Origin of the sequence: Duganella alba, assembly GCF_009674495.1 — a bacterium.
Classification (GTDB): domain Bacteria; phylum Pseudomonadota; class Gammaproteobacteria; order Burkholderiales; family Burkholderiaceae_D; genus Rugamonas; species Rugamonas alba.
The window spans coordinates 106,357-120,362 of record NZ_WKJN01000019.1 but is presented as its reverse complement, the minus strand read 5'-3'; the positions used below and the strand labels follow the sequence as shown (position 1 = coordinate 120,362).

Annotated in this window: 10 protein-coding genes; 4 read left to right on the top strand and 6 right to left on the bottom strand. The window is 67.4% G+C overall.

Annotated elements, in window-relative coordinates:
• Nucleotides 1-871, top strand: an 871-nt coding sequence (locus GJ695_RS18835; RefSeq protein WP_154367395.1) for an EAL domain-containing protein, incomplete at its 5' end; no start/stop codon positions are given.
• On the opposite strand, the gene GJ695_RS18830 is transcribed toward GJ695_RS18835, so the two are convergent.
• The 5 genes from GJ695_RS18830 to GJ695_RS30505 all read right to left on the bottom strand — a co-directional run bounded on the left by GJ695_RS18830 (nucleotide 815) and on the right by GJ695_RS30505 (nucleotide 9,004).
• On the bottom strand, nucleotides 815-1,294 hold the full coding sequence (locus tag GJ695_RS18830; protein ID WP_154367393.1) for a molybdenum cofactor synthesis domain-containing protein: 480 nt from the start codon (nucleotides 1,292-1,294) through the stop codon (nucleotides 815-817). The genes GJ695_RS18835 and GJ695_RS18830 overlap by 57 nt on opposite strands.
• A 14-nt stretch (nucleotides 1,295-1,308) precedes the next feature.
• The gene (locus GJ695_RS18825; RefSeq protein WP_154367391.1) at nucleotides 1,309-2,229 is read right to left on the bottom strand and encodes a bestrophin family protein; all 921 of its coding nucleotides are present in this window, start codon (nucleotides 2,227-2,229) and stop codon (nucleotides 1,309-1,311) included.
• Nucleotides 2,226-4,541, bottom strand: coding sequence for an FdhF/YdeP family oxidoreductase (locus GJ695_RS18820; protein ID WP_154367389.1), 2,316 nt, complete (start codon nucleotides 4,539-4,541; stop codon nucleotides 2,226-2,228). Before GJ695_RS18820 ends, GJ695_RS18825 begins: the two co-directional genes overlap by 4 nt.
• 11 nt (nucleotides 4,542-4,552) lie before the next feature.
• Nucleotides 4,553-7,303, bottom strand: coding sequence for a bifunctional diguanylate cyclase/phosphodiesterase (locus GJ695_RS18815; protein WP_166455141.1), 2,751 nt, complete (start codon nucleotides 7,301-7,303; stop codon nucleotides 4,553-4,555).
• A 108-nt stretch (nucleotides 7,304-7,411) separates the two neighbouring features.
• Nucleotides 7,412-9,004: a methyl-accepting chemotaxis protein gene (locus tag GJ695_RS30505; protein ID WP_154367385.1), complete on the bottom strand. Its 1,593-nt coding sequence runs from the start codon at nucleotides 9,002-9,004 to the stop codon at nucleotides 7,412-7,414.
• Between the two features lie 166 nt (nucleotides 9,005-9,170).
• Between GJ695_RS30505 and GJ695_RS18805 the strand changes: the two genes are divergently transcribed.
• The 3 genes from GJ695_RS18805 to GJ695_RS18795 are packed head-to-tail and all read left to right on the top strand — an operon-like array spanning nucleotide 9,171 to nucleotide 13,119.
• The gene (locus GJ695_RS18805) at nucleotides 9,171-10,436 is read left to right on the top strand and encodes a c-type cytochrome (RefSeq protein WP_154367383.1); all 1,266 of its coding nucleotides are present in this window, start codon (nucleotides 9,171-9,173) and stop codon (nucleotides 10,434-10,436) included.
• Nucleotides 10,433-10,894, top strand: a complete 462-nt coding sequence (locus tag GJ695_RS18800) for a (2Fe-2S)-binding protein (protein ID WP_154367381.1) — start codon at nucleotides 10,433-10,435, stop codon at nucleotides 10,892-10,894. Before GJ695_RS18805 ends, GJ695_RS18800 begins: the two co-directional genes overlap by 4 nt.
• Nucleotides 10,891-13,119 (top strand): xanthine dehydrogenase family protein molybdopterin-binding subunit, encoded by a 2,229-nt coding sequence (locus tag GJ695_RS18795; protein WP_154367379.1) that lies wholly within the window; start codon nucleotides 10,891-10,893, stop codon nucleotides 13,117-13,119. Before GJ695_RS18800 ends, GJ695_RS18795 begins: the two co-directional genes overlap by 4 nt.
• On the opposite strand, the gene GJ695_RS18790 is transcribed toward GJ695_RS18795, so the two are convergent.
• Nucleotides 13,108-14,004 carry a LysR family transcriptional regulator gene (locus tag GJ695_RS18790; RefSeq protein WP_154367377.1) on the bottom strand — a complete coding sequence of 299 codons (897 nt, stop codon included), beginning with the start codon at nucleotides 14,002-14,004 and terminating at the stop codon, nucleotides 13,108-13,110. The genes GJ695_RS18795 and GJ695_RS18790 overlap by 12 nt on opposite strands.
• Nucleotides 14,005-14,006 lie beyond the last annotated feature (2 nt).

The window sequence follows — 14,006 nt, the reverse complement described above, 5'->3', positions numbered from 1 at the left end:
GGCGCTGGCGCGCGCCGCGGCCGCTGCCGCCATGCGGCCGCGCTGCGGCGTCAACGCTCCCCGCCCGGACGCCGGCGAGGTGCTGAACGCGCTGCAAAACCGCCAGTTCGAACTGTACTACCAGCCCAAGACTTCGCTGCACGACGGCTCCCTGCGCGGCGCCGAAGCGCTGATACGCTGGCGCCATCCGCAGCATGGCCTGCTGGCGCCGGCCTGCTTCCTGCCGCAGGCGGAAGCGGCCAACCTGGTCGACGTGCTGACCGTGGAAGTGGTGCGCATGGCGCTGGACGACTGGCGCCGCTGGCACGCCGGCGGCCTGGTGCTGCCGATCTCGATCAACCTGTCGCCGCTGTCGCTGGCCGACCCGCATCTGGCGGAACAGCTGATCCAGGCGGTCAACGACGCCGGCGTGCCACCGCGCGCCATCACCTTCGAAATCATCGAGCATGAAGAAATCGCCGACCTGGCGACGGCGCTGCGCATTCTCATCAAGCTGCGCATGCACGGCTTCGGCCTGGCGCTTGACGACTACGGCGCCGGCTACGCCTCGATGCTGCAGCTGTCGCGCTTTCCATTCACGGAACTGAAGCTGGACCGCCGCCTGGTGCATGGCGCCAGCCGGCGCCCGCACATGCAGCCGATGCTGCGCCACGCCATCGCCGCCGCGGCGGAAATGGGCGTCACCACGGTGGCCGAGGGCATCGAAACGCCGCAGGACCGCGAGCTGCTGCGCAAGCTGGGATGCGACCTGGGACAGGGCTACCTGATCGCCAGGCCGATGCCGGCAGCGGCGCTGCCGCTGTGGCGGGAAAAGTCAGGTACGGCAGGCAAAGTTGCAAGGACGGGTGCGGTGATCCAGCTGCGCCCTTAAGATGTTATCCCAGGCCAGCGCGCAAGCGCCTGGCGACCCTGGCAGGCAAAAGATCAGCGTGTCGTTGGCGATGCCCGCCACGCAGCGCGACTGGATCGCCGCCGCACCAATCTGGTTGAACGACAGCTGGCGAAACAGCTCGCCGAAGCCGGGAATCGGCTGATCGAACAACACTTCCACCGCTTCCGGCACCGAGTTATGCCGCGCAAAGCCGGTGCCGCCGCTGCTGACCACCACATCGATCTGGGGATCGGCGATGCATTCGCTGAAGGCGCGGCGCAGCTGGTAGATATCGTCGAACACAATCTCGCGCCGCAAAACGCGATGGCCGCCCTGTTCCAGATTGGCGGCCAACAAATCGCCGGCGTCATCGTCGGCGGAGGTTCGGGAGTTACTGACTGTGATCACAGCACAGGTAAGCATGGTGTGGTTTCCTTTTATGAGATGTTATAGCGCTCGCAGGGTTCGAGTTGGTCCGGCACCTCTTCGCCGCACTGCTCCAGCAGCGAGCGTTCGATGTTGCGCGTCATGGCGTTGAGCGCCAGGCAATTGGGATCGGTGCCGAACGGCTCCGAGATCTCCTGCGCGATGGCTTCCAGCGCAAACAGCGTGTAGGCGACAAACACGCACACCAGCGGCGTGGCCATGCCCAGGTCCGCCACCAGTCCGAACGGCAGCATGAAGCAGTACAGGTAGACGGTGCGGTGCACCAGCACGCCGTAGGCGAACGGAATCGGCGTATTCGAGATCCGCTCGCAGCCGCCGACGGCGGCCGCCAGCTCGCTGACCTGGTTATCCAGTAACCACAGCAGCGGCTCGCCCTCGCCGCGCTTGCGGCCGGCGCGCGCCAGCATCAGGCGGATGCGGTCCAGCAGCGCCACCGGAATGTAGTGCATGCTGCCCAACTCCTTGCGCTCCTCCTCGGACAGATAGCGCGCCAGGTCGGCGGAAGGGTCGGTATGGCGCAGCTGGTGGGTCAGCGCGTAGACGAAGGCGATCAGGCGCTGCACGAACAGCTTGCGTTCGAAGCCGTCGCCATCCCGCGGCAGGTAGTTGACCACCTGCGAGGTCAGGGCGCGCGCCGCGATCAGGATGCGGCCCCAGATCTGGCGCGCCTCCACGTAGCGCGCGTAGGCGGCGTTGTTGCGAAACGCCAGGAAGATCGCCAGGCTGACGCCGACCAGCGGGAACGGCACCGTATCGAGCGGGATCTTGGCGCCCAGCACATGGCCGCCGGTGACAACCGCCACCACGCTGATCGCGAGAATGATCAGCAGTTGCGGAACGATGGTCTTGAGTACGGAGCCATCCCAGATGAACAGCATCCGCAACCAGTTGGTTGGTGGACGGATGATCATGATGCCGCCGCTGGGGTCAACAGGACCGGTATCGATTTGGAGGTCGGCGTGCCGGCGCCGTCGGCCACGCTGGTCAGCGGCACCAGCGGATTGGTCTCCGGGTAGTAGGCGCCGATGCAGCCGCGCGGAATATCGTAGGCCACCAGCATGAAGCCGTCGGCGCGGCGCTCCACGCCGTCTTCCCACACGCTTTCCACGTCGACCCAGTCGCCGGCCTTCATGCCCAGCATGTCGATGTCGGCCTGGTTGATGAAGATCACCCGGCGCATGCCGAACACGCCGCGATAACGGTCGTCCAGCGCGTAGATGGTGGTGTTGTACTGGTCATGCGAGCGCGTGGTCATCATCACCATCAGCTTCTTGCCGTACCTGGCGCGGGCGCGGCGGATCGGCGTATCGAGCTCGATCTGGTGCGGCACGAATTGCGCCTTGCCGCTGGCGGTCGCCCATTCGCGCTCGCGCGACGCCACCTTGAGGTGGAAGCCGCCCGGCTTGGCCACGCGCGCGTTGTAGTCGTAGAAATCGTCGAACACTTTTTCGATATCGTCGCGGATGACGGCGTAATCGTCGCGGTAGGCCTTCCATTTCAGCGCATTGGCACCGCCCAGCGTGGCCTCGGCCATGCGCGAGACGATGGCGATTTCCGACAGCAGCTCCGGCGAGGCCGGCTTGTTCAGGCCATACGAGATGTGCACCATGCTCATCGAGTCCTCCACCGTCACGCCCTGCGGCACGCCGTTCTGCGCATCGATCTCGGTGCGGCCCAGCGTCGGCAGGATCAGCGCCTTGCGGCCGTGGATCAGGTGGCTGCGATTCAGCTTGGTGGCGATCTGCACCGTCAGCGCGCACGATTCCAGCGCCTTGAAGGTCAGCGGCGTATCCGGCGTGGCCATCGCGAAGTTGCCGCCCAGGCCCACGAACACCTTGACGCGGCCCTCCTGCATGGCGGCGATGGTGGCCACCACGTCATAGCCGTGGTGGCGCGGCGGCTCGAAGCCGAACACCTGCTGCATGCGGTCGAGGAAGGCCGGCGTCGGCTGCTCCTCGATGCCCATGGTGCGGTCGCCCTGCACATTGGAGTGGCCGCGCACCGGGCACAGGCCGGCGCCCTGGCGGCCGATATTGCCGCGCATGAGCATCAGGTTGGACAGCATCTGGATCGTCGCCACCGAATTCTTGTGCTGCGTCAGGCCCATGCCCCAGGTGGCGATGACGCGCTCGCCGCGGACATAGATGTCCACCAGCTCGTCGATCTGCGCGCGCGGCACGCCCGATTCCTCCAGCAGCACCGACCATTTTTCGGCGCGCAGGTCGCGCGCGAATTCCTGGAAGCCGGTGGTGTGCTGGGTGATGAAATCGAGGTCGATCAGGCGCTTCATGCCGATCAACACCGCGCGGTCGTCCAGTTCCAGCAGGCGCTTGGCCATGGCCTTGATCAGCGCCAGGTCGCCGCTCAACTTCGGCTGCACGAACATGGAGCTGATCGGCGTGCTGGCCATGGTCAGCATTTCCATCGGATGCTGCGGGCTGGTGAAACGTTCCAGGCCGCGCTCGCGCAGCGGGTTGATGGAAACGATGGTGGCGCCGCGCTTGGCGCAGTCGCGCAGCTCGCCCAGCATGCGCGGGTGGTTGGTGGCCGGATTCTGGCCGAAGATCAGCAGCGTGTCCGCGTGTTCGAAATCGTCCAGCGTCACCGTGCCCTTGCCGATGCCGACGGTGCCCGGCAGGCCGCGGCTGGTCGCCTCGTGGCACATGTTCGAGCAGTCCGGGAAGTTGTTGGTGCCGTAGGCGCGCACGAACAGCTGGTACAGGAAGGCCGCCTCGTTGCTGGCCCGGCCGGAGGTGTAGAACGCGGCCTGGTTCGGATCGTCGAGCGCATTCAGTTCTGCGGCGATCAGTTTGAACGCGTCATCCCAGGCGATCGGCGCGTACCTGTCGCTGGCCGGATCGTAAACCATGGGATGCGTCAGGCGGCCATGCTGTTCCAGCTCATAGTCCGACTGCTGCAGCAGTTCCGTGACCGTGTGCGCGGCGAAGAACTCCGGCGCCACGCGCTTGCTGGTCGATTCCGCCGCCACGGCCTTGACGCCGTTCTCGCAGAATTCGAAGGTGGAGGCGTGTTCGCGGTCCGGCCAGGCGCAGCCGGGGCAATCGAAGCCGTCCGGCTGGTTCTGCGCGAACAGCGACTTGTAATTCACGCCACTGACGCGTTCCTTGAACAGATTGATCGCCACATATTTCAGCGCGCCCCAGCCTGCGGCGGCGTGATGATAGGGTTCAATGCGTCCTTCCTGTTTTTTATTCTCAGCCATACAGATGCTCCTTAGATTGACATGTCCAGCATAGCGGCGGGCAGCAGCTCGCAAGGAGTACAGTACGCACCGCCGTCGGGGAGTACAGCCAGTTCGTCGAGGGGAACGGCGCGTCCGAACAGATAGCCCTGGAAGGCGTTGCAGCCGAACGCCTCCAGCGCCGACCACTGCTCGCGCGTCTCCACGCCTTCCGCCACCACCGCCAGGTCCATGCTGTAGGCCAGCGTGATGATGGCCCGCACAATGCTCGACGCGTGGCGCGTGTGCAGCATGTCGTGCACGAACGAGCGGTCGATTTTCAGTTGGTCGATCGGCAGCAGCTTCAGATAGCTCAGCGACGAATAGCCGGTGCCGAAGTCGTCCAGCGCAAAGCCGACGCCATGGGCTTTCAGTGTTGTCATTTTTGCGATGACGTCATCCATGTCGGTCAGCAGCATGCTCTCGGTCAGCTCCAGCTTGAGCAGGCGCGGATCGGCGCCGGTGCGCTCCAGCACCGCCAGCACCTGGTCGACGAAGGCCGGCTGGCGGAACTGGCGCGCGCTGACGTTGACCGCCATGGTCAGGTGCGCGCTGTCGGCGGTGGCGCTCCAGCCCACCAGCTGGCGGCAGGCCGCCGCCAGCACCCAGTCGCCCAGTTCGACGATCAGGCCGGACTTCTCGGCCTGCGGGATGAATTCACCAGGCGCGATCAGGCCGCGCTGCGGATGCTGCCAGCGCAGCAGCGCCTCGACGCCGGTGACGCGGCCGCTGCCGTCCACCACCGGCTGGTAGTACAGCCGCAGTTCGTCGCGCTGCAAGGCGAAGCGCAGGTCGGCCTCCAGCGTGGCCGAGGCGTCCAGCGCCACCTGCATGTGCGGATCGAAGAAACGGAAGGTGGCGCGGCCGGCGGCCTTGGCCTCGTACATCGCCATGTCGGCCTGGCGCAGCAGGTCGTTGATGGTGTGGTGCTCGGCGCCGAACAGCACCACGCCGATGCTCGGCGTGCTGCGCAGCTCATGCGCATCGAGCGTGTAGCAGCGGCTCAGCGAATCGAGCACCTTGCCGGCGACGGCGGCGGCGTTGCCCATGGCCTGCTGCTGGTCGGCGCCCAGGTCTTCCAGCAGAATCACGAATTCGTCGCCGCCCAGGCGCGCCACGGTGTCGGTTTCGCGCGTCACCTCGGTCAGGCGGAACGCCACCATCTCCAGCAGGCGGTCGCCCATGTCGTGGCCCATGGTGTCGTTGAGCGACTTGAAGTTATCCAGGTCGACGAACAGCACCGCGCCGTGGATGTTGTTGCGCGCCGTCTTGGCGATGGCGTGGTGCAGGCGGTCCAGCAGCAGGCGGCGGTTGGGCAGGTTGGTCAGGCCGTCATAGAAGGCCAGGTGGGCGATTTCCGCCTCCGCCAGCTTGCGCGCGCTGATGTCCATGCGCGTGCCCAGCATGCGCAGCGGCTTGCCGTCGGCGTCGCGTTCCACCACCCTGCCCCGGCTCTGCACCCAGATCCAGTGGCCCGAGCGATGCCGCAGGCGGTACTCCGCCTCGAAGGAGCGCGAGCTGTCCGCCAGGTGCGCGGCCAGCGCCGCCTCGATGCCCTGCATGTCGTCCGGCTTGACCATGTCGCGCCAGTTCAGCGCGCCGGCGTTGAGCTCCTCCAGCGTGTAGCCCAGCATGGCGGCGGCGCGGCCGTCCACGGTGGTGCGGTCGGCGCCCATATTCCATTCCCACAGGCCGAGGTTGGCGCCGTTGAGCGCCAGCTCCACCTTTTCCGCGGCGGCGGCCTGCTCGTCCTCGCGCGCGGCGGCCAGGTCGTCCAGCACCTGGCGGCGGCGCTGCACCAGCAGCAGCGCGCCGCTGGAGGTGATGCCGAACACCAGCCACGCCACGCCGCTGGTCCAGGCCATGCTGTGCCAGCCGGAGGCGATCAGGGCCTGGTTGCGCCCCAGGCTGACCACCAGCGTCTTGTCCAGGCCCAGGCCGCGCAGCAGCATGGTGCGCTGGACCACCAGCCGTTGTTCGCCGCTGGCGGTGGCGCCGTCCAGCACCGTCTCGGCGCGGCGGCTGGCCTGGTGCCGCACGAAGAACGGGTCCGGCGCGGCGCTGGTGTTGCGCATGGCGGCGGGATCGGCCGGCACGAACAGGATGCGGCGGCCGCTGTCCTCGGTGATGGCGCTGTTCATGTCCGGCGCGTACAGGGCGGAGCGCATGACGGCGTCGAAGTATTCGGGATTGAGGATGGCGCTGACGGCGCCGGCGTTGCGGCCGTCCGCGCCGGTCAGGCCCAGCGACAGCTTGATATTGAAGATGCCGGGCGTGTTTTCATAGGGCTGGGACAGATACATGGTGTCCGGATCGCGCATGCGCTCCACGCGGCTGGTGTAGTCATGGTCGTCCAGCCGGCTGTCGCGCAGGTCGTCGTCGGACATGACGATGTCGCCCTTGCGGTCCACCACCAGCAAGGCGCGCACGCCGGGCATGGCGCGCTTGAGCGATTGCAGCAGGGTGCGGCGGCATTCCACCGCGCAGTTGCCGCCGGCGCGCAGCGTGTCGCGCACGCTGTCGAGGGCGCTGCGCACCCCTTCCAGCTGGTGGCTGAGGTTTTCGTCGATGATCAGCGTCTGCAGGCGCATGCGCTCGACGTTGGACGCCATCAGCAGGCCGCGCTCATTCCAGACGAAATAGGCGATCAACAAGCCGCTGAGCACCAGCACAAACCCCAGCATCAGCCACTCGACGGCCACCGTGCGAAAAGCGGGCAGCTTCTTATACTGTCGGACAAACATAACGCCTCCCTGATTGAGCATGAACTCACTATAAAATCAGGAAGGAATTACTGAAATTGCACCTTCGTATGCAAACCTATACCAAGGTTTAAATTGCCGGAAGGAAACTTAGCCCGGCGACAGCCTGGCACGGCGCGGTGCGGCGCCGCCCTGCGCCAGGCGGAACACGCCGACGCACCCGGTCAGGTGGCTGGCCTGGTCCTGCATGCTGCCCGCCGCGGCCGCCGCCTGCTCCACCAGCGCAGCGTTCTGCTGCGTCACCGTGTCCATCTCGGTGATCGCCTGATTGACATGGCCGATGCCGGTGCTCTGCTCGCGCGAGGCGTCGCTGATCGCCGCCATGATCTGGGTCACGCGCGAGACGCTGCTCACCACCTGCTCCATGGTGCTGCCGGCCTGCTCGACCAGGGTCTGGCCGGCGGCGATGCTGGCCACCGAATTGTCGATCAGCTGCTTGACCTCGCGCGCGGCCGCGGCGCTACGCTGCGCCAGGTTGCGCACCTCGCTGGCCACCACGGCGAAGCCGCGTCCCTGGTCGCCGGCCCGCGCCGCCTCCACCGCCGCGTTGAGCGCCAGGATATTGGTCTGGAACGCGATGCCGTCGATCACGCCGATGATGTCCACCACCCGGCTCGACGCGCTGTTGATGTCGCCCATGGTCTCGATGACGCGGCCGATCACCACGCCGCCCTGCTGCGCCACCTGCGCCGTGCTCTGCACCAGCGCATTGGCCTGCTGCGCGTTGTCGGCATTCTGGCGCACGGCGGCGGTCAACTGCTCCATCGATGCCGCCGTCTCTTCCAGCGAGCTGGCCTGCGTCTCGGTGCGCGCCGACAGATCGAGGTTGCCGGTCGCGATCTGGCTCGACGCGGTGGCGATGGTCTCGGCGCTGCCGCGTATCTCGCCGATGGTGTCGACCAGGTTGTGCTGCATGGTGTGCATGGCGTGCAGCAGGCTGCTGTCGTCGCCCGGCTGCAGCGTCACCGGCGCACTGAGGTCGTTGGCGGCGATGCGGTTGGCCACCGCCACCGCGTATTCCGGCGCGCCGCCCAGCACCCGGCTCAAGCTGCGGTTGACGGCGCCCGACACCAGCAGCAGCACCGCGCCCGCCGCCAGCAGGCCGAAGGCGGAGGTCAGCAGCGAGCGGTGGAAGTCGGCCTCGATGTCATCGGTATACACGCCCGTCAGAAATACCCAGCCCCACGGCTTGTAGGTGCTGATGCGCGCCAGCTTGGGGCTGGCCTGCCGCTGGCCGGGCCGCAGCCACAGGAAGCGCACAAAGCCGCTGCCCGCCGGCGTGGCGGCGATGCGGGCGAATTCACGGAAAATGTAGACCCCTTCGGCGTCGCGGAAATCCATCATGCTCTTGCCATTGGTCGCCGGATTGCCCGGATTCTGCAGGATCCGGCCGTCGGTGCTGATCAGCGACACATAGCTGTCCTGGCCATAGCGCATGCTGTCGAGCGTCGTCATGGCGCGGCGCTGGGCGCCGGCCGGGTCGGACTTGCCGTTATTGACTTCGGCCGCGTAGCGCCGCACCACGGTCATCGCGGCGTCATTCATGTCGGTCAGCGCCTGCTGGCGTTCCTCGAAACGGGTGGCGCGCAGCTGCAAGGCGTCCACCACCGCCACCGCGGTCAGGCACAACAGGCTGCAGATCAGCGGCAGCCACAATTTCTGTTTGAACGTCAGCTTGGACATGAAAGTTCTCCGATTTGGCAAATACTGCATCCGACTTTTAATTTATCGTTCGATTAATTATAATGCGATTAGCCATGCCGTGCAGGAATAGTAGCCATGCCTTCCGGCCGGTTACAAAAAACCGGCGACGATGGCAAAGTGCATACTTAACTTATCGGGAGCCCGCATGAAGACGAAATACTGGATCTGGATCGGTGCTGTGCTGGCGGCCGGCGCCGCAGCGGCAGCCGCCTGGGTCATACAGCCAGCTATCGCCCCCATTCAGCCGCCGGCCGCGAATGACTTCGACAGCGCCGCCATCGCGCGCGGCGCCCGCGTCGTCGCCCAGGGCGACTGCATGGTATGCCACACCGCCGCCGCCGGCGCGCCCTACGCCGGCGGACTGCCGCTGCGTACGCCGTTCGGCACCATCTACACCACCAACATCACGCCCGATCCGGCCACCGGCATCGGCAACTGGTCGCTGAGCGCCTTTACGCGCGCGCTGCGGCACGGCGTGTCGCGCGACGGCCACCTGCTGTACCCGGCCTTCCCTTACATCCACTACACCCGCATGTCGACCGTCGACATCGAGGATGCCTACGCCTACCTGATGACGCGGACCCCGGTGGTGGCCACGGCGCCGGACAACGACCTGCTGCTGCCGCTGCGCTTCCGCCCCATGCTGGCCGGCTGGAACCTGCTCTACCTGCGCCCCGGCCCGGTGGCCGACAATCCGGCCCAGACGGCGGAATGGAACCGCGGCCGCTACCTGGTGGACGGCGCCGGCCACTGCGCCTCCTGTCACAGCACGCTGGGCCCGATCGGCGGCGAGCGCAGCCCGGCCTTCAGCGGCGGCAATATCGACGGCTGGGACGCGCCGGCGCTGACCGCGCTGCTGCAGGCGCCCAAGCCGTGGACCCGCGAACAACTGGCGCTGTACCTGCGCCATGGCTGGTCGCCGGAGCACGGCGCGGCCGCCGGCCCGATGGGGCCCGTGGCGCACAGCCTGTCGCTGGTGCCGGAAGCGGACAGCAACGCCATCGCCACCTACATCATGTCGCTGCAAACACCGGCCAGGCCGGCACCCGCCGCGACCGCTGCCGCCACCGATAAAACGGCCGTGGTGCAAGGCGCCACGCTGTTCGCCGGCGCCTGCGCCAGCTGCCACGGCGCCGCCGCGCCGATGATGGCCAACGGTGGCCGGCCGTCGCTGGCCCTGAGCACCGCCGTCAACAGCGAGCGCCCGGATAACCTGATCCAGATCGTGCTGAACGGCGTGCCGTGGAGCCATCCGGACCAGCACACCTTCATGCCGCCGTTTGCCGCGTCGCTGACCGACGCGCAGATCGCCAGCATCGCCGCCTACGTGCGCGCCGACATCGGCAAGCGCGCGGCCTGGAACGACGTCGAACAACGCACCGCCAAGATCCGCAAGGAGAACCAACAATGAGCACCCTGACCGTCAACGGCGTCCGCCATACACTGGACATCGATCCCTCCACGCCGCTGCTGTACGCGCTGCGCAACCAGCTGGAACTGAACGGCGCCAAATTCGGCTGCGGCATGGGCCAGTGCGGCGCCTGCACCGTGATGCTGGACGGCCAGCCGGTATTCAGCTGCCTGACGCCGGTGGCCGCATGCGAGGGCCGCAAGGTGCGCACCATCGAAGGCCTGGGCAGCGTCGAGAAGCCGGGCAAGCTGCAAGCCTCCTTCATCAAGCACCAGGCGGCGCAGTGCGGCTATTGCATCGCCGGCATGGTGATGCGCGCGCAGGCGCTGCTGGAACAGCATCCGCATCCAAGCGAAGCGCAGATCCGCAGCCACATGGAACCCAACCTTTGCCGTTGCGGCACCCACATGCGCATCATCGCCGCCATCAAGGAAGTCGCCGAAGGGAGCCTGGCATGAGCGCCGATACCATCGACCTGCGCCGCCGCGCCATGCTGAGTGCCGGCGCCCTGGTGCTGGGCTTTACGCTGCTGCCGCGCCGCGCCCTGGCTGAATTCAACGGCATGGGCGTGCCGCCCATCGCCAACAAGGATCTGCCGGGCAGCCTGCAACGCACGCCGATGCTCGACGCGTGGATCAAGATCGCGCCGGACGGCAAGGTCACCGTCTTCACCGGCAAGGTGGAGCTGGGCACCGGCGTGCGCACCGCGCTGCTGCAGGTCGCCGCCGAACAGCTGGATGTGGCGCCTGCCGCCATCCACTTCATCACCGGCGACACCGCGCTGACGCCGAACGAAGGCTTTACCGCCGGCAGCCACACCATGGCCGACAGCGGCACCGCCCTGCTGAACGCGGCGGCGCAGGTGCGCGCGCTGGTGGTGCAAGGCGCGGCGGCACAGTTCAAGCTCGATGCCAACACCCTCAAAACCAGCAACGGCACGGTGAGCGCGCCGGACGGCCGCAAGATGCATTACGGCGAAGCGATACGCGGCATCGACCTGCACCGCGCCGCACAGGTCAAGTCGCCGCTCAAGAATGTGCACGACTACACCCTGATCGGCCATTCGCTGCCGCGCGTGGACATTCCCGCCAAGCTGACCGGCGGCGCAGCCTACGTGCAGGACATGCGCCTGCCCGGCATGGTGCATGCGCGCGTGGTGCGTCCGCCGGCCTACGGCGCGCGCCTGCTGTCGGCCGACACCGCCGGCGTGGCGCGCATGCCCGGCGTGCTGAAAGTCCACGTGGACGGCAACTACCTGGCCGTCATCGCCGGCGACGAATGGCAGGCGGTGCAGGCCATGCGCACGCTGTCGGCCAGCGCCAGGTGGCAGCGCGGCGCCGCGCTGCCCTCGCCCGCCAACATCCACGCCACGCTGCGCGCGCTGCCGTCGCAGGACATCGTCATCCAGGACAAGCACGAGCCGGCCGGCAAGGCGGTGTTCTCGCTCAAGCGGCGCTACACCAAGCAGTATGTGCTGCATGGCTCGATCGGCCCTTCCTGCTCGGTGGCGCTGCTGGAGCAAGGCGGCATGACCGTGTGGACGCACACCCAGGGCGTCTATCCGCTGCGCGCGGCGCTGGCCGAAATGCTGTCGATGAAAATGGACGAAGTGCGCTGCATCCACACCGAAAGCGCCGGCTGCTATGGCCAGAACGGCGCCGACGACGTGGCGGCCGACGCCGCGCTGCTGGCGCGCGCCATGCCCGGCCGCCCGGTGCGCGTGCAGCTGATGCGCGACCAGGAAAACCAGTGGGAACCCTACGCGCCGGCCATGAGCACGCAACTGGCGGCCTCGCTCGACGCCAGCGGCAAGATCTGCGACTGGCAATATGAATTGTGGAGCGGCTCGCACAACGAACGTCCGGGCAACGCCGGCAAGCTGATACCGGCGCAACTGCTGGCCAAGGCCTTTGTGCCCAGCCCTTCGCAGCCGATGCCGATGCCCGAGGGCGGCGGCGACCGCAACGCCATTCCGCTGTACACGCTGCCGCAATCCAAGGTGGTGAATCACTTCCTGCCGGTGACGCCGCTGCGCACCTCGGCCATGCGCTCGCTGGGCGCGCACATCAACCTGTTCGCCATCGAAGGCATGATGGATGAACTGGCGATCGCCGCGCACGCCGATCCGGTGGAATTCCGCCTGCGCCACCTGGACGATCCGCGCGGACGCGAGGTGGTCGAGCGCGCAGCGAAAGAATTCGGCTGGAACCAGCGCAAGCGCCGCCGCGACCATGGCTTCGGCTTTGCTTTCGGCCAGTACAAGAACATCATGGCTTACGTGGCGCTGGCGGTCGAGGTGCGCGTGGAGCGCAGCACCGGCGCGGTGCACATCGTGCGCGTGACGGCGGTGGCGGACTGCGGCCAGGGCGTCAATCCGGACGGCATCCGCAACCAGCTGGAAGGCGGCATCCTGCAATCGTCCAGCTGGACGCTGTACGAGCAGCTCAAGTTCACGCCGGAAGGCATCTCCAGCGTGGACTGGGCCAGCTACCCGATCATGCGCTACTCGAATGTGCCCGACAAAGTGGATGTGATCCTGATCGACCGTCCCGGCGCGCCGCTGCTTGGCGTGGCCGAGGCGGCGCAGGGACCGATGGCCGGCGCATTGGGCAACGCCCTGGCCGACGCCACCGGCAAGCGCTGGTGCGACCTGCCGCTGGCGGGCCCTCACCTAATGAGTTGAACGGGGAAGCAGGAGGTCTTCGATGAAGGCCGCAAACGCCCGCGCCTTGGCGCTGGCCTTGCGGCCCGAGGGGAACACCGCCCACAGATCCACCGCCGGCAGCGTCCAGTCGCGCAGCATGCGCCGCACCTGGCCGCTGGCCAGTTCCGGCGCGAACATCCATTCCGACGCCAGGGCGATGCCCATGTCCGCCAGCACGGCGGTGCGCACGCCTTCCGCCGCCGACACGCGCAGCCGGCCGTCGAGCGACACCGGCTCCTGCATTTCGCCGCACTGGAACATGCAGGCGGCGCCGCTGCCGGCGCGGTTGTAGATGATGGATTGATGTTGCGACAGGTCCGCGGGATGGCGCGGTTCGCCGTGGCGCGCCAGATAAGCCGGCGTCGCCATCACGGCGCGCGGACTGCGGCCGATGCGGCGCGCCGTCATGGCCGAATCGCTCAAGGCGCCGAGACGCAACGCGACATCCACGCCGCCTTCCAGCAGATCGATATTGCGGTCGTCGAGCACCACATCCAGCTTCAGTTGCGGATGCTGGTCGAGAAAGCACTGCAGGTGCGGCATCACATGCAGCCGCGCGAAGGTCACCGGTGCCGACACCACCAGCCGCCCGCCCATGCCGGCGCTGGCACCGCGCGCGCTGCTGTCCGCCTCGGCGGCGGCGTCCAGCGCCCGGCGGGCGCCCTGGTAGTAGGCCAGGCCGGATTCGGTCGGCGCCAGCCCGCGGTTGGAACGCAGCAGCAGCTGGACGCCCAGGTCGGACTCCAGCTGCGCCACCACCTTGGACACGCTGGGCTGGCCCACGTTCAGGCGGCGGGCCGCCCCGGAAAACGATCCCGCCTCGACCACATGGACCAGCGTTTCCATCGCCTGCCAGCGGTCCATCG

What these genes read in the sequence shown, in the direction of transcription:
- GJ695_RS18830 (WP_154367393.1), bottom strand. Translation starts at nt 1,294, where the DNA reads ATGCTTACCTGTGCTGTGATCACAGTCAGTAACTCCCGAACCTCCGCC.
- GJ695_RS18825 (WP_154367391.1), bottom strand. Translation starts at nt 2,229, where the DNA reads ATGATCATCCGTCCACCAACCAACTGGTTGCGGATGCTGTTCATCTGG.
- GJ695_RS18820 (WP_154367389.1), bottom strand. Translation starts at nt 4,541, where the DNA reads ATGGCTGAGAATAAAAAACAGGAAGGACGCATTGAACCCTATCATCAC.
- GJ695_RS18815 (WP_166455141.1), bottom strand. Translation starts at nt 7,303, where the DNA reads ATGTTTGTCCGACAGTATAAGAAGCTGCCCGCTTTTCGCACGGTGGCC.
- GJ695_RS30505 (WP_154367385.1), bottom strand. Translation starts at nt 9,004, where the DNA reads ATGTCCAAGCTGACGTTCAAACAGAAATTGTGGCTGCCGCTGATCTGC.
- GJ695_RS18805 (WP_154367383.1), top strand. Translation starts at nt 9,171, where the DNA reads ATGAAGACGAAATACTGGATCTGGATCGGTGCTGTGCTGGCGGCCGGC.
- GJ695_RS18800 (WP_154367381.1), top strand. Translation starts at nt 10,433, where the DNA reads ATGAGCACCCTGACCGTCAACGGCGTCCGCCATACACTGGACATCGAT.
- GJ695_RS18795 (WP_154367379.1), top strand. Translation starts at nt 10,891, where the DNA reads ATGAGCGCCGATACCATCGACCTGCGCCGCCGCGCCATGCTGAGTGCC.
- GJ695_RS18790 (WP_154367377.1), bottom strand. Translation starts at nt 14,004, where the DNA reads ATGGACCGCTGGCAGGCGATGGAAACGCTGGTCCATGTGGTCGAGGCG.